At 40.1% G+C, this 23,367-nt stretch carries 21 protein-coding genes; 3 read left to right on the top strand and 18 right to left on the bottom strand.

Going from position 1 to position 23,367, the window contains the following annotated elements:
• Positions 1–26: 26 nt before the first annotated feature.
• Genes FRX52_RS04030 through FRX52_RS04010 form a run of 5 tightly spaced genes read right to left on the bottom strand, consistent with a single transcriptional unit; the run spans position 27 to position 6,477 of the window.
• On the bottom strand, positions 27–950 hold the full coding sequence (locus FRX52_RS04030; RefSeq protein ID WP_146538584.1) for an ATP-binding cassette domain-containing protein: 924 nt from the start codon (positions 948–950) through the stop codon (positions 27–29).
• Positions 947–2,008, bottom strand: coding sequence for an ABC transporter ATP-binding protein (locus FRX52_RS04025; protein WP_146538583.1), 1,062 nt, complete (start codon positions 2,006–2,008; stop codon positions 947–949). Before FRX52_RS04025 ends, FRX52_RS04030 begins: the two co-directional genes overlap by 4 nt.
• A gap of 9 nt (positions 2,009–2,017) precedes the next feature.
• Positions 2,018–2,944: an oligopeptide ABC transporter permease OppC gene (oppC, locus tag FRX52_RS04020; protein WP_146461228.1), complete on the bottom strand. Its 927-nt coding sequence runs from the start codon at positions 2,942–2,944 to the stop codon at positions 2,018–2,020.
• Entirely contained in the window at positions 2,944–4,446 is a 1,503-nt protein-coding gene (locus FRX52_RS04015; RefSeq protein ID WP_146538582.1) for an ABC transporter permease, read from the bottom strand. The genes oppC and FRX52_RS04015 overlap by 1 nt, the downstream gene beginning before the upstream one ends.
• 60 nt (positions 4,447–4,506) lie before the next feature.
• Positions 4,507–6,477, bottom strand: coding sequence for a peptide ABC transporter substrate-binding protein (locus tag FRX52_RS04010; protein ID WP_398586896.1), 1,971 nt, complete (start codon positions 6,475–6,477; stop codon positions 4,507–4,509).
• A 196-nt stretch (positions 6,478–6,673) separates the two neighbouring features.
• Here FRX52_RS04010 and pbp3 point away from each other — a divergent pair, with 196 nt between their 5' ends.
• On the top strand, positions 6,674–7,915 hold the full coding sequence (pbp3, locus tag FRX52_RS04005; RefSeq protein ID WP_146538580.1) for a D-alanyl-D-alanine carboxypeptidase PBP3: 1,242 nt from the start codon (positions 6,674–6,676) through the stop codon (positions 7,913–7,915).
• A gap of 46 nt (positions 7,916–7,961) precedes the next feature.
• Here pbp3 and sufB read toward each other — a convergent pair whose 3' ends face one another.
• From sufB to FRX52_RS03960, 9 genes are all read right to left on the bottom strand, one after another.
• Positions 7,962–9,380 (bottom strand): Fe-S cluster assembly protein SufB, encoded by a 1,419-nt coding sequence (gene sufB, locus FRX52_RS04000; RefSeq protein ID WP_146496333.1) that lies wholly within the window; start codon positions 9,378–9,380, stop codon positions 7,962–7,964.
• Between the two features lie 27 nt (positions 9,381–9,407).
• Positions 9,408–9,842 (bottom strand): Fe-S cluster assembly sulfur transfer protein SufU, encoded by a 435-nt coding sequence (sufU, locus tag FRX52_RS03995; protein ID WP_146538579.1) that lies wholly within the window; start codon positions 9,840–9,842, stop codon positions 9,408–9,410.
• Complete coding sequence (locus FRX52_RS03990; RefSeq protein ID WP_146538578.1) at positions 9,829–11,046, bottom strand: cysteine desulfurase; 1,218 nt, start codon at positions 11,044–11,046, stop codon at positions 9,829–9,831. Before FRX52_RS03990 ends, sufU begins: the two co-directional genes overlap by 14 nt.
• Entirely contained in the window at positions 11,046–12,308 is a 1,263-nt protein-coding gene (sufD, locus tag FRX52_RS03985; RefSeq protein ID WP_146538577.1) for a Fe-S cluster assembly protein SufD, read from the bottom strand. Before sufD ends, FRX52_RS03990 begins: the two co-directional genes overlap by 1 nt.
• A gap of 27 nt (positions 12,309–12,335) precedes the next feature.
• The gene (sufC, locus tag FRX52_RS03980; RefSeq protein WP_146538576.1) at positions 12,336–13,106 is read right to left on the bottom strand and encodes a Fe-S cluster assembly ATPase SufC; all 771 of its coding nucleotides are present in this window, start codon (positions 13,104–13,106) and stop codon (positions 12,336–12,338) included.
• A gap of 72 nt (positions 13,107–13,178) precedes the next feature.
• A complete protein-coding gene (locus tag FRX52_RS03975; protein ID WP_146538575.1) occupies positions 13,179–14,339 on the bottom strand; it encodes a glycosyltransferase family 4 protein in 1,161 nt (386 codons plus the stop codon).
• Between the two features lie 3 nt (positions 14,340–14,342).
• Positions 14,343–15,098 (bottom strand): adaptor protein MecA, encoded by a 756-nt coding sequence (mecA, locus tag FRX52_RS03970; RefSeq protein ID WP_146538574.1) that lies wholly within the window; start codon positions 15,096–15,098, stop codon positions 14,343–14,345.
• A gap of 166 nt (positions 15,099–15,264) precedes the next feature.
• The gene (locus tag FRX52_RS03965) at positions 15,265–16,491 is read right to left on the bottom strand and encodes an MFS transporter (protein WP_146538573.1); all 1,227 of its coding nucleotides are present in this window, start codon (positions 16,489–16,491) and stop codon (positions 15,265–15,267) included.
• A 129-nt stretch (positions 16,492–16,620) separates the two neighbouring features.
• Positions 16,621–17,463 (bottom strand): undecaprenyl-diphosphate phosphatase, encoded by an 843-nt coding sequence (locus FRX52_RS03960; protein ID WP_146538572.1) that lies wholly within the window; start codon positions 17,461–17,463, stop codon positions 16,621–16,623.
• A 155-nt stretch (positions 17,464–17,618) separates the two neighbouring features.
• On the opposite strand from FRX52_RS03960, the gene FRX52_RS03955 reads away from it, so the two are divergent.
• Together FRX52_RS03955 and FRX52_RS03950 are read left to right on the top strand one after the other, a co-directional pair.
• Positions 17,619–19,172: an ABC transporter substrate-binding protein/permease gene (locus FRX52_RS03955; protein ID WP_146461253.1), complete on the top strand. Its 1,554-nt coding sequence runs from the start codon at positions 17,619–17,621 to the stop codon at positions 19,170–19,172.
• Positions 19,172–19,912: an amino acid ABC transporter ATP-binding protein gene (locus tag FRX52_RS03950; RefSeq protein ID WP_146461255.1), complete on the top strand. Its 741-nt coding sequence runs from the start codon at positions 19,172–19,174 to the stop codon at positions 19,910–19,912. The genes FRX52_RS03955 and FRX52_RS03950 overlap by 1 nt, the downstream gene beginning before the upstream one ends.
• 31 nt (positions 19,913–19,943) lie before the next feature.
• Here FRX52_RS03950 and FRX52_RS03945 read toward each other — a convergent pair whose 3' ends face one another.
• The 4 genes from FRX52_RS03945 to rpmB form a co-directional block, all read right to left on the bottom strand.
• On the bottom strand, positions 19,944–20,843 hold the full coding sequence (locus FRX52_RS03945) for an SPFH domain-containing protein (RefSeq protein ID WP_146538571.1): 900 nt from the start codon (positions 20,841–20,843) through the stop codon (positions 19,944–19,946).
• A 95-nt stretch (positions 20,844–20,938) separates the two neighbouring features.
• Entirely contained in the window at positions 20,939–22,603 is a 1,665-nt protein-coding gene (locus FRX52_RS03940; RefSeq protein WP_146538570.1) for a DAK2 domain-containing protein, read from the bottom strand.
• A gap of 1 nt (position 22,604) precedes the next feature.
• Positions 22,605–22,967, bottom strand: a complete 363-nt coding sequence (locus FRX52_RS03935) for an Asp23/Gls24 family envelope stress response protein (protein ID WP_146461261.1) — start codon at positions 22,965–22,967, stop codon at positions 22,605–22,607.
• Positions 22,968–23,109: 142 nt separating this feature from the next.
• Positions 23,110–23,298: a 50S ribosomal protein L28 gene (gene rpmB, locus FRX52_RS03930; protein WP_135029489.1), complete on the bottom strand. Its 189-nt coding sequence runs from the start codon at positions 23,296–23,298 to the stop codon at positions 23,110–23,112.
• Positions 23,299–23,367: the final 69 nt, after the last annotated feature.

The following is a 23,367-nucleotide window of genomic DNA, read 5'->3' as shown; positions in this document are numbered from 1 at the left end:
AAAGACAGGCTGACCTGTCTTTTTAATTATAATTTTGCACGATAGTTAGCCATCTCTTTTTTATTGCCCCAAACAAAGTGACCTGGTTTGATCTCAACCATTTCAGGTTTGTCAGTGCTATAATCATGCTGACTTGGATCATAAACAATCAATTCCTTTTGACGCTCCAAGATAGGGTCAGGAATTGGCACAGCAGATAAGAGCGACTGCGTGTAAGGATGGATTGGATTTTGGAAGAGTTCTTCAGTTTCAGCCACCTCCACAATCACCCCCTTGTAAATCACAGCAATACGGTCAGAAACAAAACGTACCACAGATAAGTCATGGGCGATAAAGAGATAAGTCAACCCTTTCTCTTCTTGGAATTTCTTCAAAAGATTAAGGACTTGGGCACGAACAGAAACGTCCAAGGCTGAAATCGGCTCATCTGCAATAATAAACTCTGGTTCCATGACCAAGGCTCTAGCAATTCCAATCCGCTGACGCTGACCACCAGAAAACTCATGTGGGTAACGGCTCAAATGCTCTGCTAACAACCCCACTTGAGTCATCATCTCTTTAACCTTTTCTTGACGCTCTTGATCATCTTTGAACAGGTTAAAATTATACAAGCCTTCTGAGATGATATAGTCCACCGTTGCACGCTCGTTAAGACTGGCAGCAGGGTCTTGAAAAATCATTTGAATTTTACGGATAAGCTCTTGTTGCTCTGTTTGACTTTTCTTGCCGTTGATGACCTTACCATCATAGACAATCTCACCACCACTGGTTTCATTCAACCCAATAATGGCACGACCGATGGTTGTTTTACCTGAACCTGACTCGCCAACAAGAGAAAAGGTTTCACCCTTATTGATAAAGAAATTGGCGTTTTTCACGGCGACAAATTTCTTTTTACCCTCGCCAAAGGAAATTTCTAAGTCCTTAATCTCAACTAATTTTTCAGTCATTTCCTTAGTCCTCCTTGGTATTTTTGTGAAATTTTCTCATGTAGATTTTGAATCAAGACTGGTTTTTCCACCTTTGGTGCATCAGGATGCAAAAGCCAAGTCTTTGCCCAATGGCTAGGACTTACTTCAAATCTAGGCACATCTTCTTCAAAATCAATTTTCATGGCATAAGGCGATCTGGCTGCAAAGGCGTCGCCCTTAATCTCCTTATAAAGAGACGGTGGAGTTCCTGGAATTGAAAAGAGAACACCTTGATCGTCAGCCAACTGAGGTAGGCTTGACAGCAAACTCCAAGTGTATGGATGACGAGGATCATAGAAAATATCCTCAACACTACCATATTCTACAATATCACCAGCATACATGACAGCAACTTTATCAGCAATACTTGCCACCACACCTAAGTCATGCGTGATAAAGATGGTAGTGAAATTGTATTCTTCTTGTAAGGATTTGAGTAGCGCAATGATTTGTGCTTGAATGGTCACATCAAGAGCCGTTGTCGGCTCATCGCAGACCAAAATATCTGGCTTACAAGCAAGGGCAATGGCAATGACAATCCGTTGACGCATACCACCTGAATACTGGAAAGGATAGTCATTGAAACGCTTGTCTGCTTCAGGAATACCAACCTTGGTCATATAGTCAATGGCGATCTGTTTAGCCTCGTCCTTGCTCTTGCCTTGATGTTTAAGAATCACATCTGTAATCTGACTACCAATACTCTTAATCGGATCTAAGCTGGTCATCGGATCTTGGAAAATAGTCGCAATTTTTTGACCACGGATTTTTTCCCAATCCTTATGCGAGGTCAACTGAGTCAAATCTTGACCACGATAGATAATCGAGCCTTTTGCCACACGACCATTGGCTTCCAACATACCAGTAAACGTTTTGGTCAACACAGACTTACCTGACCCTGATTCTCCAACCAAGGCCAAGACCTCACCCTCATAAAGATCAAGTGAAATGCCTCGAATAGCCGTTAAGACACGATCACGGACAGCAAATTCCACGACCACATCTTTGGCACTTAATACTACATCTTTTTCTGTCATACTAATCTCCTATCTATGTGAACGTGGGTCACTCGCGTCAGCCAAATTTTGCCCAACGATAAAGAGTGGTAGGGATACTAAAATCAAAACGGTCAATGGAATCCAGAATAAATAACCATTACTTACCAAGTCTGTCGAATACTTAGAAATCAAACGTCCCAAACTTGGTTCAGTCACAGGCAGACCTAAACCAAAGAATGACAGAAAGGCTTCATAAGAAATATAACTTGGTAGCATTTGCGATACCATGGTCACAATCACAGACACCAACTGTGGCAAAAGGTTCTTGCTGACAATTTTCAAAATCGGTGTCCCCAAAGTTTGACTGGCTAAGTTATACTCCAAGTCACGATAACGCAAGACCTGCAAACGAATGCTGTAAGCAATGCCCAACCAACCTGTCAAGCAGAAGGCCAAAATCAAATTCCAAAAACCAGCACCCAAAGAGTAAGTCATCACAATGATGATTAACATTTCTGGAATATTGGAAATGACATTGTAAACTTCTAGCATAATCTTATCTAGACGTTTAGACACACCCCAAACACCACCAATGGCAACACCTAAAACCGTATTGATAACAGTCGCAATAATCGAGATGACAATAGAGTTTCTCGCTCCATACCAAACCCCGTCAAAGAGCGATTGCCCTTTTTCATCGGTACCAAACCAATACTGACCATTTGGCCAAATATAGCGTTTTGAAAAATCATTGATACTGCTGACATCTTCAAAATCATAATTGGCAAACAAGGGATAGACAAAGCTCATGACAATAATGCCAATCAAGAGCGTCAACATCAGCAAGGTTGATTTCTTAGAGAAAAATTGGCGAAAAACAGACTTCCAATAAGAATAAGCAGGTGCGTCAATCGTTTCTGACGCATAGTTATCCAAGGCAACAAATTCAAATTTACTTTTATCAATCTTAGCCATTATTTTCCTCCTTTACTACTTAGTTTGATACGTGGGTCAATAATGGTCATCAAAATATCACCCAAAAGAAGTGAGATAATTGACAGGCTTGTAAAGATAAAGACAAGACCGATGACCATAGCATTGTTGGCTGCTCTAATGGAATCAATCAACATTTTACCCATACCTGGAAAGGCAAAGACGGTTTCTGTCAAGGTCGCTCCAGCAATGGCAAAAATGATTGCCCCTGGGATACCTGAAACGATTGGTACCATGGCATTTTTGAAGAGGTGTTTTTTAGAAATTTCTGCCTCAGACAAGCCTTTGGCACGAGCAAAACGGACATAATCACTGCTTTGTTGATCCACCAAGTAACGTCTGAACCATAGAGCCAGTCCTGGTACTGCCAAGAAACCAAGGATAAAAGCAGGTAAGATATAAGATCGCATATCTGCCGCTCCCAAAATCGGAAAGGCATTTGGCAAACCAAAGATACTAGACCCTGTCTGACGCACAATATAGATAACGGCAACACTTGGTAGGGCAAGTAAGAAAGTCATGGCACTAGTTGATAGCGAATCAAACCAAGTCCCCTTGAAACGAGTCATCAAAAGACCTAGTGGCAAGCCTAAAACATAAGAGATAATCACACCGATAATCCCAATCTTAAAGGAACTTGAAATCATTGATGGGTCGGTAAAGTTGGTTTGTGTCGCTGTATAAGGATCGTCTGCTCCATAGTTAGCCTTGTCACGTGCATCAGCCTGACTTGGTGACTTGTAGGTTCTACTATAGATATTGACAGAAGACGTTTTAGTAACTCCTGTTGGGAAAGTGACCTGCTCGGTCTTAGCTCGTCCTTGACCCTGCGTAATGACCTGTAAAACAGGGATATTGCCATAAGTTGGGTAAGACGTTCCTAGATTTAGCGTAATCAAGTTTTGGTGTAAATAAGGGAATTGACCATTGACATACACAAGGTATTTATGAATCGTTCCTGAACCAACCAAGGCCCAACCGACTGATTTATCATTTTCTAGGCGAATGTAACGTGGCAAATCAGGGTTAGACTTGTCTTGTACTCGCCATGGGTGATCAATCTGAATCAAGTTGGCATAGAAGTTCCACACACGCTCATACAGTGGAATCTCACGTGTCGCATAAAATTCCTTGCTTTCTTCAAAGCGTTTTAATTGCCAACCACGTCCAATAGATTTGATGTAGTCTTGGTAGATTTTTTCGTTGCTAGCGTTAGCTTCTGTCGTGACCGTAGGATTCGTCTTAGCTGCTTTTGCTTGCAATTCTTTACTGGTATAATACTCCAAATAACCCATGCGTTCAAAAATGGTATTTTCATAGTTGGTTTTCATATCAGGGGTTTTGGCTAGTTTGTTATAGTTAGCGTCCTGCTTGAAAATCAACTTTCTTGGTACCAAAGAAAAAACGATGGCATAGGTCAAGGTTGTCACTAGAAAAATAGAAACTAGCGACCGCAATAATCGTTCAATAATATATTTTTTCATAGCTATCCTCAATACTCAAAAGAGAGTGGGACTCAAAGTTACCACTCCCTTTTTCGTTTTCTATTTTTCAACGTGACTAGCTAGATTAGCTTCGTACTCAGCATTAGATTTGGCTTTTTCTTCTTGCCATTTAGCAATGACTTCATCACGCTCTTTTGTTGTGACCGCCTCATCTCTCAACTTAACGTATTTGAAGTAGTCATTTCCTTTGACACCGATAGCACCATAAGAACCTGACGCTGGCTCAACCTTAGTCAATGTAGCCAAACCACCTCTTGATACCAATGGTAGCGTGATAGCACTATCTGTCAACCAAGCTTGAGCTTTCGCATAGGCTGTGTAACGAGCTGCCAAGTCTGTTGTGTTAGCATTAGCTTCTTTAAGTAACTTAGTGTACTCATCAAGACCTGACGCTGCAACAGCTGCTGATGTTGATTTTGGATCGATACCGATCGTCTTCATCAAACCACCATTTTCAACATCAAAGACGTCAAGGTAAGTTGATGGATCTTTGTAGTCTGGTCCCCAACCACCATCTAGGTAGATATCATAATCATGTTGAGCTGCTGACTCAGCAAAGTAAGTCGCATTGTCATACTCGTCTGTTGAGACCTTGTTCACATCAACCACAACGTTTTCTTTGCCAAGTGCCGCTTCGATTGATTGTTTCACTGAGCTAACTTGTTGCACTTGAACTTCATTTGCTTGGTCAGCAGGAATATCCAAGCGAATTGGGAATTCCACACCTTGAGCTTGAAGGGCTTCTTTTGCCTTAGCAAACTCAGCCTTAGCTTTTTCAGCATTGTACATGCCGTCTTGAGCGTCATCTAGGTTGACATCAGCCCACTCTTCGCCATAAGTAGAGAGTTGCTCTTTGACCAAAGCACCAAATGTCTTGTCGCCACTTGATACAAAAGTTGGTGGAACAAGCAGGTTACGCAATGACTTAGTTGCTGCTTCTTCACCAGCCAACTGTGAGTTGTAGGCAACACGGTCTAGGGCAAAGTTAACGGCTTGACGGAAGTCTTTGTTCAAGATAGCTGCCTTAGTGTCAGCTTTTTGCTTATCACTTTCTTTAGCGGTAAATTTGTACTCACCACGATCAAGGTTAAATCTCGCAAAGTAAGTCGTGTCATCTTGTAATCCATAAACAATGTTGTCGCCATAGCTTTTAACAGCTTCTTTATAACTTGGTTTATTTGGATAAAGACGAGCTATACTGTAAACACCCTCAGCAAAGTTTTTATAAAGGCTATCTGAATCTGAACCATCATAATATGTCCATTGGATACCATCTAAGCTGACCTTGTCTGCATCAAAATAGTTTGGATTTTTTTCCATGACGATAGAAGATTTTGAAGTCAATGATTTCAAGATGAATGGTCCATTGTAAAGGATACTTGATGGATCAACCTTACCAAAGTCTTCACCTTGAGATTTCAAAAATTCTTCATTTACTGGGAACAAGATACTATAAGTAACCTTAGAATTCCAATAAGATTCTGGTTTATTTAGGGTATATTGAACCGTCTTATCATCAAGTGCTTTAACGCCGACTGTTGAGAAGTCTTTTGTCTTACCATCAAGATAGTCTTGCAAGCCCTTGATTGAGTCTTGCACGACATAAAGAGCGTCCGATTGAGAGTCTGCTGCATGTTTCAAACCTGTCACAAAGTCTTGTGCAGTAACGTCTGCATACTCTTCACCGTCTGATGTAAACCATTTAGCATCGTCGCGTAGGGTATAAGTATAAGTCAAACCATCAGCTGATACTTTCCAGTCCTTAGCCAAGGAACCAACCAAGTTACCATACTCATCGTTTTCAAGAAGTCCATCAACCCCTTGGGTTACCACATCACCCGTTGAGGCACGATTGGCCTTGATGTAGTCTAATGTATCTGGATCTGCTGTATAGACATAGTTATAGATAGACTGATTTGAAGCAGTGTTTTCACTCTTACCACAAGCTGCAAGAACTGATGTAGCTAAAAGTGTCACACCTGCTGATTGGAATAATTTTTTCTTATTCACCATAAGCGACTCCTCTTTTTCTAATAATTTGTTTTACATTATACCATAAAGTTTTCTTAAAAGGAAAGTGTTTTCCATAAATTTTTAGAAAATTATATTTTTAACAAACTCAATCCTGCTCGGCTATTCTTCCATTTATTACTGACTTTCTTTATGGTATAATGATTTTAGAGCAGTTTGAAAGGTTTGTATAAAAATGAAAAAAATAGCTTGTTTTGTAATAATTATATTATCATTTCTCTCTTCATCAGTCAAGGTCTGGGCAGCAGATAATTTTGATGTGTCTGCTAAACATGCCATTGCCGTTGAAGCCAGCACAGGAAAAATTCTCTATGAAAAAGACGCTGAAACCGTTGCAGGGATTGCTTCTATCACAAAAATCATGACTGCTTATATGGTCTATCAAGAAGTCAATGCCGGTAGGCTTAGTATGGATGATATGGTTGACATTTCTGATTATCCTTATCAACTCACTGCCAACAGCCTAGCCAGTAATGTCCCTATGGAAGCTAGACAATATACCGTTAAGCAACTCTTAGAGGCCAGTATGATTGCCTCAGCTAATAGTGCTGCCATTGCTCTAGCTGAAAAAATTGCTGGTAGCGAACCTGCATTTGTCGATATGATGCAAAAACAACTCAAAAAATGGGGAATTACAGATGCCAAATTGGTCAATGCTTCTGGTCTAAACAATAGTGCCCTTGGCAATAATATCTACCCTGAATCAAATAACGATGATGAAAACATGATGTCTGCCAAGTCTGTGGCCATTATTGCTCGTCATCTCATTCAAGACTACCCAGAAATTCTCAAAATCACTAGTAAAAGTACAGCCGATTTTGATGGTACTATCATGAACACCTTCAATTACATGCTACCTCAGCAAACCTATGGTCGTGAAGGCGTTGACGGTCTGAAAACAGGAACAACCGAGTTGGCTGGCCCATCCTTTGTGGGAACATCTACTGAAAACGGCATGCGAGTTATTACGGTGGTTTTGAACGCTGATAACCCTGACAATAATCCCTTTGCTCGCTTTATTGCCACAACAAACCTACTAGACTATGTCAGAAGCACCTATGAAATGACGACTGTCATTGAGGCTGGTCAACCTTTCAAAAAACAAACCGTTCCTGTTAGTGATGGTAAACAAAAAGGCGTCTTAGCAATTGCCAAAAAAGATTTCAATGTCGTGCAAAAAAAATCTGACCAGCTGACCAAAAACGTCACCATTTCTACCAACAATGAACTCACTGCTCCGATCAAGAAAGGCGAGGTCGTTGCTCTTGCTACTTTTGAGGACAAGGACTTGGTTGGTGTCGGCTACCTTGATAACCCTCCACAAGCTGAATTGGTCGCTGCTGATGAAGTCAAACGTAGCTTCTTCCTAAAAGTTTGGTGGAATCACTTTGTTCGCTACGTTAATGAAAAATTATAAAACCAGTTAGTTTCCTAACTGGTTTTTCTTTATAACAAAGTTTTATCTAGCCGACTGAACCTTCCATTTCATAACTAATCAAACGGTTCAATTCGACAGCATATTCCATTGGCAATTCCTTGGTAAAAGGCTCAACAAAGCCCATGACAATCATCTCTGTCGCCTCACTCTCAGACAGGCCACGGCTCATCAGATAGTAAAGTTGTTCTTCAGAGATTTTTGAAACCTTGGCTTCATGCTCAAGAGCGACTTGTGAATTGTGAATCTCATTGAATGGAATGGTGTCTGACTTAGACTGGTCATCCATAATGATGGTATCACATTCGATATGGCTGACAGACTTCTTAGAATTTTTAGCAAAGGTCACCTGACCACGATAGTTAACCTCGCCACCACCCTTGGCAATCGATTTGGAAACAATAGACGAGCTAGTATGAGGAGCATTATGAATCATCTTAGCTCCTGTATCTTGCTTTTGTCCAGTATTGGCAAAGGCGATTGATAACATGGTACCACGAGCCCCTTCACCGTCCAAGTAAACTGACGGGTATTTCATGGTTGTTTTAGCACCCAAATTGCCATCAATCCACTCCACGGTAGCATTCTTAGTAGCTCTAGCACGCTTGGTTACTAGGTTATAAACATTGTCCGACCAGTTTTGAATCGTGGTATAGCGAACATAAGCACCATCAAGGGCAAAAATTTCCACAATAGCTGCATGTAAACTATTGGTTGAATAGGTCGGTGCTGTACAACCTTCAACATAATGTACACTAGCCCCTTCATCAACGATGATCAAGGTACGTTCAAACTGACCTGTGTTTTGGTTGTTGATACGGAAGTAAGTCTGTAACGGAATATCGACCTTAACCCCCTTAGGCACATAGATAAAGGTACCACCTGACCACACTGCTGAGTTCAGGGCTGCAAGTTTGTTATCTGTTGGTGGCACTAACTTTGCAAAATACTGCTTGAAAAGCTCTGGATACTCACGCAAGGCTGAATCTGTATCCGTAAAAACAATCCCCAACTTTTCAAATTCTTCTTTCATGTTGTGATAAACCACTTCAGACTCATATTGTGCCGCTGCTCCTGCCAAATAGGCTCTTTCAGCTTCTGGAATACCAATGCGTTCAAAGGTTTCCTTAATCTTTTCAGGAACATCATCCCAAGAACGAGCTGGCTTATCTGATGGCTTTTGATAGTAGATAATATCATCAAAATCAATATCAGACAAATCTGGCCCCCAGTCCTGCATAGGCATTTTTTGGAAGGTTTCCAAGGATTTCAAGCGAAACTCCAACATCCACTCAGGTTCGTTTTTTTCTGCTGACATCTGCCTAACCACCGCTTCACTCAAGCCCTTACCTGTGGAATAGATGGGATCAACATCATCATGGAAACCGAATTTATATTCACCAAGATCAATCGGCTTTGGCTCAACGATTTCATTTGTTTCTGCCATAATTATCTCCTCATATTTTTTATTCGTTCAATTTTCTTGTTTTGTTAACACCTTCGTCATGGCTTGCCAAGCGAGATTAGCACATTTTATCCGTTGGGGAAACTTGGTCACTCCTGCTAGAAATTCAGCATCGCCAAGACGCTTTGACTGAGCCAGCTTTTGCCCTTGCATTAGCTGAGAAAACAACTCCAAAAGTTCGTTAATGTCATCTTTTCGTTCACCTTTGACTAAATCTGTCATCATACTGGCTGACGCCGTTGAAATACTACACCCTTGACCAGAAAAACTGATGTCTTCAACCTTATCATCTCCCCATTTGACAAAGAGATGAATCACATCACCACAACTCGGATTATGTAAGGTCACAGGTTCAACATCTGCCAAAGTCCCATAATGATGAGGACTTTTAGCATGATCAGTTATCAAGGTCATATAAAGTTGATTAAGATTAGATAAGGCCATTGAAAAACTCCTTTGTTGCCTGAATACCAGAAATCAACCGATCACAGTCAGCCTTGGTATTGTAACAGGCTAAGCTCGCTCGCACTGTAGCATTTGTTCCTAGATAAGTCATCAAGGGTTGGGCACAATGGTGACCTGCCCTAACTGCAATCCCTTGATAATCAAGAGCTGTCGCCACATCATGCGGATGAAGCCCCTCTAGATTAAAGGAAAAAACACCCAGTCTGTTCTGTCTATCTTTTGGACCATAAAGGGTCAAACCATCAATTTGCTGCAATTTGGGCAACAGATAGGCGATCAAATTCGCTTCATGTGCGGTAACCTTAGACAAGCCAATCTGGTTAAGGTAGTCAATGGCAGCACCCAAACCAATGGCTTCTGCGATAGGAGGCGTTCCAGCCTCAAACTTATAAGGCAGCTCCGCCCAACTAGCATCTTGCTCACTCACACTGGCAATCATTTCCCCACCAAATTCGACAGGTGGCAATTGTTCCAACAAACTTTTTCGTCCGTACAAGACACCAATCCCAGTAGGAGCGTACATCTTGTGGCCTGAAAACACCATAAAATCACAAGCTAAATCAGCCACATTCAAGGCAATATGACCTACTGATTGGGCAGCATCAAGGACAAGATAGGCCCCTACTTGATGAGCCAAATCAGCAATTTCTTTGACTGGATTGACACAACCAAGGACATTTGACACATGAGCAATACTCACAAACTTTGTGTTTGCATTTAACTTCGTTTTCAAGTCAGCCAGATCCAATTGTCCGTCTTTTAGATAAACATAGACTAATTTAGCTCCTGTTCGTTGACAAACCTGTTGCCAAGGTATCAGATTGGCATGGTGTTCCATAATGCTAATCAAAACCTCATCACCTGGTTTTAAGAGTCGTTCAGCCCAAGTAGCAACAATATTTAAACCCGCAGTAGCCCCTTTGGTAAAAATGATTTCTTTTCGATTAGCACCAATAAAATCTGCCACCTTGTCGCGAGCTATCTCATAGGCTATCGTTGCTCTTTCAGCTAGACTGTGAACCCCACGATGAACATTAGCATTGCTGGTACGATAGTATTGATTGAGAGCATCTAAGACCATTTGAGGCTTTTGGCTGGTCGCTGCATTGTCCAGATAAACCAAAGGTTCACCCTGTATCTGCTCTTGTAAAATCGGAAAATCTCGCCAAAATTCTGCTTGCATTAGCGTTTGTCCAACTTTTCATCAATTACGGCAATCATGTCTTCACGTACTGACTTGACTGGAATTTCTGTAATCACAGTCCCTAAGAAGCCACGAATCACTAACTTTTCCGCAGTAACTTGATCGATACCACGACTCATCAAATAATACATGTCTTCTGGATCAACTTGACCGATTGAGGCAGCATGACCTGCCGTGACTTCATTTTCATCAATCAAAAGAATCGGATTGGCATCTGAACGAGCCTTATCTGACAACATCAACACACGGCTTTCTTGTTGCGCATCTGCTCCTTTAGCCCCTTTGATGATATGGCCGATACCATTGAACGTCAAGGTCGCACGTTCTAAGATAACCCCGTGTTGCAAAATATGACCGACTGACGAACGACCATAATTGGTGACACGTGTATCAATCCCTTGTACTTGACGACCACTTGAAACGGCTACTACTTTTAGGTTGGCATGACTACCATGACCAATTAACTCACTGTCAAAATCACAAACCACATTGCCTTCATTCATGACACCCAATGCCCAGTCAATTGTAGCATCATCGGCATGACTACCACAACGTGTGACATAAGCTGTCACGTTCTCACCTAGACGATCAATGGCTGCAAATTTAATTTGACTACCTGCTCCAGCAATCACTTCTACACAGATATTAGCAGTCGCTTGTTGAGTATTTTGTCCAATTGATTCAAATCGTTCCAAATAAGTCACTTTAGCATTTTTACCTAAGATAATCAAGACATGCTTGTTGAAAGGTACATCGCTATCGCTATCTTGCAGAAAAATGTTTTCGATAGGTTGCTCAATCTCAACATTGTCAGGAACATAAAGCACGGCACCGCTATTGAAATAAGCCGTGTGATAAGCTGCCAATTTATTGGCGTCATAGGCAACTGCTTGACCAAAATTAGCCTCAATTTGCTCTGGGATTTCTTCCAAGGCAGTTCTCAAATCTGTCAAAACCACACCTTGTTCCAAGAGCTTGGCTGGTAATTGTTCCAAAACAGTCTGCGTTCCTACTTGCACCAGCTTAGGATTGTCATCTAGCTGGATAAAGTCTGGTACACTAGCAACTTCTGGACTATCTGTCACCGTGCCATCGCCTAAATTCCAACGATGAAACTTAACCCGTTCAATCACAGGAAAATCCAAGTCGTCTAACTTATCAAACGCTGCTAAACGACGTTCTTGTAACCATTTTGGCTCAGCATGACCTTGTGAAAAATTAAGAATGCTTTCCCTTGTCATTTCGTTCTCCTTTTATCCAGTCTTAGACTAAGCCTCTTCTTGATAATCCAAGCCCAGTTCCTCAGCGATTTTGGCGTAACCTTCATTTTCCAAACGTTTAGCCAAATCTGCACCACCCGATAGTACCACGCGCCCATCCATCATCACATGCACCACATCTGGTGTGATGTAATTGAGTAAGCGTTGATAGTGGGTGATAATCATGGCACCAAAGCCATCTCCACGCATGGCATTGACCCCCTTAGAAACCACCTTCAAGGCATCAATATCAAGACCTGAGTCAATCTCATCAAGCAAGGCAAATTTAGGCTCTAACATCAAGAGTTGGAGAATTTCATTGCGTTTTTTCTCTCCACCTGAAAACCCTTCGTTGAGATAGCGTTCTGCCATTTCTTCTTTCATGCCAAGCAATTCCATTTTTTCATCCAATTTTGTGATGAAATCACGCACAGAAATCTTATCCTCATCTTCTTTACCAGCATTCATGGCTGCACGGATAAATTCTGCATTGGTAATTCCTGGAATCTCACTTGGGTATTGCATGGCAAGAAACAAACCTAAACGTGCACGTTCGTCAACTTCCAATTCCAAAAGATTAACACCGTCAAAAAAGATTTCTCCCTCAGTCACTTCAAAGTTGGGATTGCCCATAATGGCTGCTGATAGGGTTGATTTTCCTGTTCCGTTTGGTCCCATGATTGCTGCAATCTCTCCTGTTTTTAACGTTAGATTAACTCCACGCAAAATTTCTTTGTCTTCAATTGAGACATGTAAGTTTTTAATTTCAAGTACAGACATGATTGGCTCCTTCATTTTAAGTTTGACTTTATTATAACAAAAAAAGCCTTGTAAGGCTTTGTTTAGAGCTTGCTACTTCTTTGATTTTTCTTGCCATTTCAGTAGTGTAGTCTGACGAAAATCACTATTACCAATGAATTTCAAAAGATTAAATAGTGGTGTTTTATTCATACCCCAAATGCCCAAACCCTCAATAAAAATTTCCAGACCAAAGGTTAATCCGATTATCAACAAAATTCCACCTAGACGACTGGATACATTTAAGAGAAGAGAGGTTAAAGAAAAGAGAATCGCAATTCCATAGACCACAAAAACTGCTCCACGATGAGTAAAGCCCATCGCTAACAAGCGATGATGTAGATGACGTTTATCTGGCTGCGTTATTTTTTGACCTGATAATTTCCGACGAATAATCGCCACCACCGTATCCATAATCGGTACACCTAGGATAATCACTGGCGTCACTACTGCCACAGCCGTGGCATTTTTCAACCCTTGTAAAGATAGGACACCAATCATAAAGCCAATAAACAGGGCTCCTGTATCTCCGAGATAGATAATAGCTGGATGGTAATTATAAGGGAAAAAGCCCAAAATGGCTGCTAGCAGAACAAAGATGGTCATGGTTAGATAAAGATCTGACTTGGGTAAGAAAAAATAAGAAACCAAACCCATAGTACCAAGGCTGACAATAGATACCCCAGAAACTAGACCATCTAAACCATCAATCAAATTGACTGCATTGGTTATGGAAATAATCCACAAAACCGTCAACAAACAAGTCAGCACAGGACCAAATGAAATCAAAGCTCCCCCAAAGGGAATCTTAAAACTATCAAAACGAAAGTCTGTAAAATACCAAACCACGATGGCTGCTAGAATAATCCCTAACATCTTAAATTTAGGAGATAATTCATAAATATCGTCAATAAAACCAGTGATACCAACTACAAGACCAGCCACTACCACTGGTAAAATATAATCAAAATAGGATTGGGTTGACAAAAGTGACCGCACAATAGACGGCATAATAATCAAGCTAGTTAGTAGAAAAGACAAGATGATTGCTAGACCACCGCTACTTGGCATTGGGACTTGATTGATACGACGAGCATTGGGCTGATCGACAGCTCCCACCCTAAAGGCTATAAATCTGACTATAGGGGTCAGAATGAGGGAGAGCAGAAAAGTCCCAATTAAAATCATGACGTATTCAATGGTAAAAGGTACCACTTTTTATTCTCCTAATTGTTTTAACTCATCAACTGCATGGTAAGATAGGAGTAAGGTCGCATGCTCCTGCAAATAAGCCCTAGTTCTTAGGCTGACTTGTGCATGCTCCAACATACGAGCATACATTAGATTAGCATAGTAGCTCGGTTTATTCTCCAAGTCTAGTAAGATTGTCAGGTAATAAGTTTTTTCTTCTTTATACAGTTCTGACGCTTCTAAATCATAGGTCACTGCCGTTGCAAAATCGACCACCTCTTTAACATCGTCAAAACGAAAAACATAGTGAACATACTGTTCCACAACATCTTTATCTATCGCATGATCCGATGCCACATCTTCTTGGCTATCTGATTTTGTTAACATGCCATCCACCATATCTTCAACCTGCTTGAGCATTTCGTGAGCCTTGGTATCTCCTTTTTTCATGAGATTTTTCTCAATTGATTTGAAAAATTCTTCGGGATCCATCTGAGAAATATCATCCAAGTTTGCCAAATCTTCAAAATCTAAATCCTCTTTCAACTCGGACTTGGTCACAAAGACATCAATGCGATCCTTACGCGGCGTCACACGAAAACTCAACATGCCACTATTTTTGAAGTTGTCAGGCAAATCCACCTCATCTAGCATGGTATAGAAAAATTCTTCTGTTTTTTCCTTGGGAACAAGAAAGTCTTTCAACTCCATGCCATAAAGCTCTAAATCATCTAGACTAACTGTGATTTTTAGCGTTGTTTCGCTAATTTGTTTCATTTCCATTTTATTTACCTCACTCATACGAGTCATCATTCTTATCATTATATCGAAAAAGCAAAAAAAATACAATTTTTACTCTAGTCTGTCTTGTTATTTATTGTTCCTGTTACCTACATGTTTTCTGAATTATCCACCAAGGCAAAAATAGCACTCAAACAGTGCTATTTTCTTAGGTTTCATGATTAGCTTTACGATAAAATACAGCAAATAAGGCAACCGAAAGTAGTAATAGAGTAACTGCATAAGTAAAGAGCAAGATACCCACATTTTCAGCAGAAATACCATTGAGTAGCAATGCCGTCAAAAAGTTACCAATCGGATAAGTCACTGTACCCAACAAACCAATGATACTAAAAATTCTCCCTTTTAGTTGATCTGGAGTTGTTTCTTGAAAAAAGGTTGATTTATAAATCATAACAGGAGATGAGATGACTCCTGCTACAATCAGCAAAATCATCGACGATAGCACATTGTTTTGCAAGGAAAAAATCGCAATAAGGACACAATGAGCCATCAAAAATAAGAAAGTTAAATGAAAGCTATTCTTATGCTTAGGGATACCACCTACAATCAAAGAACCAATAATGATACCAAACGATTGCACTCCATTGATTAAGCCATAGGTTGCTGCACCTTCTTGCAAAATCGTCTTTACGAAAATCGGAAAAACGATGGGAAAGGCTCCCCATATCAGTAGATTCCATAAGGACGTTAAACAAACTAGTGACAATAACTTAGGAGTTGATGTCAGATATTGAAAAGCTTGAAGAAGTGGCCTTTTCTTTCTGTTATCTTCTTCCTGCTTCTGATGCGTTTGTGATGGAATCAAAGACAACAACAGTGTTGCCAAAAAGAATAACAGAGCTGAGCAAAGAAAAATAAGCTGATGATTAAACTGAGCAATAATCAGCCCTGAAAGAAAAGCCCCTAGCAAATAACACACATCAAATGAAATATTGACCAGAGCATTGGCAGTATGAAATTGCTCGTCATCTAAAAGATCCTTAACAATTGCAATACTGCCTGCCGAAATCAAGGGACTGACAGCACTATTTAGTATTAGCAAGAGAGCAAGGACTATTAGCACAAGGTTATTGATATGAGTTGACAGTAAACATAAAACGATAAAGACAAAAGCCTTCACCAAGCTAGCCAATGATATGGCTTTAGACACTGCTATCTTATCCATCACCCCGCCTAAAAATGGAGCTGAAATCAAGGACGGTACTTGTGTGATAAACACTGATAAGGCAATAAATAAGGGTTGCTGCGTTTTTTCATAAATCAACCAAATGATTGCGACATCTACAATGGATTGTGCTAGGTAGATTAGACTGATCGCTGAGATAAAGACTAAAAAGTTTTTTTCTTTAACTAATAAACCGTATTGTTTCATTATTTTCTCTTTGCAATCTATTTTTTCTGAATATTATAATGATAACAAATTTTCTTTTACTTATCAATTTATCTGTCATTTACTGCAACTAAAAAGGAGAGCTTACCCTCTCCTTTTTATTCGATAAATCTAAGCAAAGAATAATACTTTGATGACATAATACATCAACAGTAAAATCCCCAAGGCGATACGGTAGTAACCAAAGCCCTTGAAATCATGGCGTTTGACAAAACCTGTCAAGAAACGAATCACAAACAGACTAACCACAAAAGCAGTTAACATACCAACTAAGATAAGGCAAACCTGCTCCAAGGTCAATAAACTACCCCCCAGGAAAAACTTCAAAAGTTTCCAAGCACTCGCCCCAAACATGATTGGAATACCTAGGAAGAAAGTGAACTCTGTCACCACTGAACGACTAGTTCCCATCAACATCCCACCGATGATGGTTGAACCTGAACGACTAGTTCCTGGCATTAAGCTAAGAATTTGAAACAAGCCAACTTGCATCGCTGTCACATAAGGCATGCTCGCTAAATCAGTAATCTCTGGCTGACGATTGACTTGACGATTTTCAATCCAGATAAATGCCACACCATAAATGATCAACATCAATGCCACACTAAAGAAATTATAAAACTTAGCTTCAAACCAATCATCAAACAACATAGCCATGACAATGACGGGTAAACAAGCCAAGATCACCTTTAACCATAATTGCCAAGTCTGCTTAACTTCTTGCTCTGTCTTACCTGAGCGAAACGGATTTAGACGGTCAAAGTAGATGACCACAACTGCCATGATAGCACCTAACTGGATGACGACATTAAAAACATCCATAAACTCTTGACTCTGACCCTTGAAATTGATAAATTCTTGTACCAAAATCAAATGACCTGTACTAGAAATCGGTAACCACTCGGTAATCCCCTCAACAATTCCAAAAAATATGGCCTTCAATAGTTCAAACATGATAAACTCCTCTATTTTATTAAAACTCTTTTTTCATTGTACCATAAATCTAGTGATTTTTCGGATGGAAGCGTTACCTTTTGGCTCGGAGTATTGAAATTTTCTAACTTTTCTTGTAAAATAGTTATAATTTTATAATAGATAGGAGATTAAATATGAGAAAAGTACTCCTTGCTTGTCTTACAGCGGTCTTTTTCCTCTTTACAAGTTGGACCCCTGCACAAGCAGATGAATTTCTCAGAGTCGGAATGGAAGCTGCTTATGCACCTTTTAACTGGACTCAAGAAACTGATGAAAATGGGGCCGTCCCTATCGAGGGAACCAACCAGTATGCCAACGGATATGATGTCCAAATTGCTAAGAAGATTGCAGATAGTTTAGGAAAAGAACTCTTGGTAGTCAAGACATCTTGGACTGGTTTGATCCCTGCCCTAACTTCTGGTAAAATCGATATGATTGTGGCTGGTATGAGCCCTACTGATGAACGTAAGCAAGAAATTGCCTTTTCAAATAGTTATTACACTGGTTCACCTGTTGTCGTTGTCAACAAAGACGGTGATTATGCCAATGCTAAAAACCTAGCTGACTTTGCAGGAGCTAAAATTACTGCCCAACAAGGAACGTTCTTGTATGGTATCATTTCACAAATCGAAGAGGTCAACCAGCAAACTGCTATGGGAGATTTCTCTCAAATGCGTCAAGCCCTTCTTTCTGGAGTTATCGATGGGTATGTATCTGAACGCCCAGAAGCCCTGTCTGCTGAAATGGCCAACGACAAATTCAAAATGATTAACCTTCAAACAGGCTTTGAAGTATCAGAAGCAGATGCCAGTATTGCAGTCGGTATGCGTAAAGATGATAATCGCCTAGGAAAAGTCAATGACCTCCTTGCTACCATTTCAGATCAAGATCGTCTAACACTGATGGATAACATGATTGCTAAACAACCTGTCGAAGAAAGCACAGAAGAAACAAACTTTATCAACCAAGTTTGGTCTATTTGGACAAAAAACTGGCAGCAATTCCTACGTGGAACAGGTATCACACTCTTAATTTCTATCTTGGGTACAGTCATCGGTACCATGATTGGTCTTTTGATTGGTGTCTTTCGTACTGCTCCAAAAGCTGCCAATAAAGGACTTGCTCTTATTCAACAGGTCATTGGCTGGTTAATCAATATCTATATTGAAGTCTTCCGTGGTACACCAATGATCGTTCAAGCCATGATTATCTACTACGGAACAGCTCAAGCCTTTGGCATTTCGATTGACCGTACACTTGCTGCTATCTTTATTGTTTCTATCAATACAGGTGCTTATATGAGTGAAATCGTTCGTGGTGGTATCTTTGCTGTGGATAAGGGACAATTTGAAGCGGCAACTGCCCTTGGTATGACACATTCACAAACCATGAAAAAAGTTGTCCTGCCACAGGTTATTCGTAATATCTTACCCGCAACTGGTAATGAGTTTGTCATCAACATCAAAGATACTTCTGTTTTGAACGTGATTTCCGTTGTTGAACTTTACTTCTCTGGAAATACGGTTGCAACGCAAACTTATCAATATTTCCAAACCTTTACCATCATTGCGATTATCTACTTCGTTTTGACCTTCACTGTCACTCGTATCCTACGTTACATTGAACGCCGCATGGATACGGATCATTACACAACAGGTGCTAACCAAATGCAAACGGAGGTGCTCTAATGACCAATACCATTTTAGAAATCAAACATTTGAAAAAATCGTATGGCCAAAACTTAGTCCTTAAAGACATCTCTCTAGAAGTCAAAAAAGGCGAGGTCATCTCTATCATCGGTAGTTCAGGATCTGGAAAATCAACCTTTCTACGTTCAATTAACCTTTTAGAAACTCCAACAGAAGGACAGATTCTCTATCATGGTCAAGACGTTCTGGCTAAGGGCTATGACTTAACGACCTATCGTGAGAAACTCGGTATGGTATTCCAATCCTTTAATCTCTTTAACAATTTAAACGTTTTAGATAATGCCGTTGTAGCTCAAACAACGGTTCTCAAACGTGACCGAACTGAAGCAGAAAAAATTGCCAAAGCTAATCTTGAAAAAGTTGGTCTTGGACAACAATATTGGAAAGCAAAACCAAGCCAACTATCAGGTGGACAAAAACAACGTGTGGCAATTGCACGTGCTCTATCTGTTGATCCAGAAGCTATTCTCTTTGATGAGCCTACTTCTGCACTTGATCCGGAAATGGTTGGCGAAGTGCTTAAAACCATGCAAGATTTAGCAAAATCAGGTTTGACCATGATTATCGTAACTCATGAAATGGAATTTGCTCGTGACGTTTCTGACCGTGTTATTTTCATGGATAAAGGGGTTATTGCAGAACAAGGAACTCCTGAACAAATTTTTGAAAACCCACAAGAAGAACGTACCAAAGAATTCTTGCAACGTTTCTTACGTTAATAAAAAACCAAGTCGTTTGACTTGGTTTTTGTTATTTCTGATTGGCTTTCAAAGCTGAAAGAACTTGTGTGCGAATATCGGCTACACCATCTGGTGTGTTAGGTAGGAAAATCGTTTGATTACCTTTGCTGGCAAAGGTATTGAGAGTATCCAAGTATTGATTGGTCAAGAGAATAGACATGATTTGCTCTTCATCTAGACTAATATTGGCATCTTTGAGTTCCTTAATGGAGTCAGCCAAACCATCCACTATCGCCTTACGTTGTTGGGCAATACCGACCCCGTGTAAGCGATCTTTTTCAGCCTCTGCCTCGGCTGCAGTGACAATTTTAATCTTGTCCGCATTAGCTAATTCTTGAGCTGCCACACGCTTACGTTGGGCAGCATTGATTTCATTCATTGATTGCTTAACTTCAGCATCAGGTTCAACCTTGGTAATCAAGGTCTTAACAATGATATAACCATAAGTGGTCATTTCTTCAGCCACTTGATGTTGGACTTCCAGAGCAATTTCATCTTTTTTCTCAAATAATTCATCCAAGGTTAATTTAGGCACAGATGAACGAAGAGCGTCTTCGATATAAGATCTAATCTGATCTTCTGGACGCATCAATTTGTAGTAGGCATCTGTCACGTTTGCTTCGTTGACACGATACTGAGTTGCGATATTTAGCGTTACAAACACATTATCTTTGGTCTTGGTTTCAACGACAAGTTCTGTTTGAAGTAAACGTAATTGAACTCGAGCAGCAATCCGATCAATGCCAAAAGGCATACGAAAATGAATGCCACTTTGTTGTGTTGTTTGATATTTACCAAAACGTTCAATAATAGCAACTGTCTGTTGACGTACCACATACAAACAACTCAATAAAATACTAAGAACGACAAAAATTAGTATCATTGGTACTAGAAAATTTAACAAGAACATAGCAAAACCTCCTTTTTCTTATCATACCCCTTAATTAAGTAATTAGCAAATAAAAATATAAAAAGATTGAGACAAGTTTGCCTCAATCTTTTTCATTATTCAACACTCATGAGATAAGGATAAACTGGTTGATCTCCTTGATAAACTTCAACTTCAATATCTTCATAAGTTTCTTCAAGATAATCTGTCAACTCCTGGGCAAGCTCTTCTTGACCATCTTGACCAACGTAGAGCGTTACAATTTCACTATCTTCATCAATCATCTTATCCAAGGTTGCACGCAAGGCCTGAGCCATATCTGGCATTGATACAACGATTTTACCGTCAACCATACCCAAAACATCATTTTCATGAATTTCCAATCCATCAATGGTTGTGTCACGAACTGCCAAGGTCATGCTACCACTGACCACATCTGCAAGACTGTCCGTCATAGCTTTAACATTATCTTCTAAAGACTGTGTTGGATTAAAGGCTAATAAACTAGTAAAACCTTGTACGACCGTTTTCGTTTCAACGACTGCAACTGGCAAATCAACAACATCGGCTGCTGACTGAGCTGCCATAAAGATATTTTTATTATTTGGCAAGATAATGACTTGCTTAGCATTAACTGCTTCAATGGCTGTAACAATATCTTCTGTTGATGGGTTCATGGTTTGACCACCTGAGATGATGTAATCAACACCTTGAGATTTGAAAATATCAGCTAGACCATCACCTGCTACGACTGCGATTAAACCATAATCTTTAACCTCTTGAACAGGGAGTTGTTGCGTTTCTTTTTCTATTTGAGCCTCATGTTGCTCACGCATATTGTCAACCTTGACCTTAACCAAAGAGCCATATTTCAAGCCTTCTTGCATCACCAGTCCTGGATCTTCAGTATGAACGTGGACTTTGACAATCTCATCATCGTTGACAACTAAAAGGGAATCACCCAAACCACTCAAATAACCTTGAAATTCCTCATAATTAAATTCTTTAGCATAGGTTGGGCCTTGGCCTAGGGCAACCATTATCTCTGTACAGTAACCAAAAGTAATCTCTTCAGTAGCCACATGACCAGCAACAGATTGATGATGAGTTGCGTTGATCATCTCAGACATAGTTGCTGGAGTTGCTTGGAAATCTTCTGAAACTAAGTATTCACCTGTTAAGGCAGACAAAAAACCTTCGTAGATAAATACCAAGCCTTGACCACCAGAGTCAACCACGCCGACCTCTTTAAGAACAGGCAAGAGGTCTGGTGTTTTAGCTAAAGCAATTTTAGCACCGTCAAGAGCTGCACGCATGACCTCAATCGCATCATCTGTACTTTCTGCTTTTTTCATTGCCCCTACAGCTGCTCCACGAGAAACTGTTAGAATGGTTCCTTCAACAGGTTTCATCACTGCCTTATAGGCAACTTCAACTCCTGATTGAAAAGCTTGAGCTAAATCTTTACCGTTTAATTCTTCCTTGTCTTTAATCGCTTGACCAAAACCACGGAATAACTGAGATGTGATTACACCAGAATTGCCACGCGCTCCCATCAGCAAACCTTTTGATAGAATCTGACCAACCTGACCAACTGTTGTAGCTGGTTTATTAGACACTTCCTTAGCACCGTTATCCATGGTCATGCTCATGTTAGTTCCAGTATCGCCATCTGGAACGGGAAAGACATTTAAAGAATTAACATACTCAGATTGCTTGCTTAGACGGGTAGCTGCCGCTTGTACCATTTCTTGTAATAAACTTGTTGTAATCGTTGACATCTTACTCTCCCACAACCTTAATGCCTTGAACATAAACATTGACAACGTCAGCCGAGATTCCTAGCTGATGCTCAAGGTTAAATTTTACACGTTCTTGAATATTTTTAGACACTTCACTAATCTTAACACCGTAGCTCATAATGGTGTAAACATCCACTGTGATACCTGCTTCAGTTGAGGTAACAACGACACCTTTACTATAGTTTTCCTTGCGTAGAAGTGCTTGAAAATTGTCTTTCAAAGTGCTTTTGCTAGCCATACCAACAACGCCAAAAATCTCAGTTGCAGATGCTCCAACAACTGTTGCAATGACTTCATCTAATAGTTCAATTTGACCATCTTTGGTATTGATTTTTACAGTCATACTTTCTACCTCAAATCTTTTTATTACTTCATTTTACCATATTATCAAGGACTTGTAAAAAAGGAGCTCATACAAATCACTATCGTTATAAAAGTAGTCGATGACAAAAGAAAAAGCTAAGATATTTCCTAGCCTTTGCTTATTAAACGCGTTCTACTTTACCAGATTTAAGAGCACGAGCTGAAACCCAAACTTTTTTTGGTTTACCATCAATCAGTACAGTAACTTTTTGAAGGTTTGGTTTTACGGCACGCTTAGTTTGGTTCATCGCATGTGAACGGTTGTTTCCTGAAACAGTCTTACGACCAGTAAAATAACATACTTTAGCCATGGTTTTTCCTCCTAATTTGATCAAATATAAGGGATGTGCTAGCACCACATACCTAGATAGTATAGCACA

The sequence above is a fragment of the Streptococcus sp. sy018 genome (genome assembly GCF_007859185.1).
Taxonomy (GTDB): Bacteria; Bacillota; Bacilli; order Lactobacillales; family Streptococcaceae; genus Streptococcus.
This window is presented reverse-complemented; position numbering and strand designations above follow the sequence as displayed.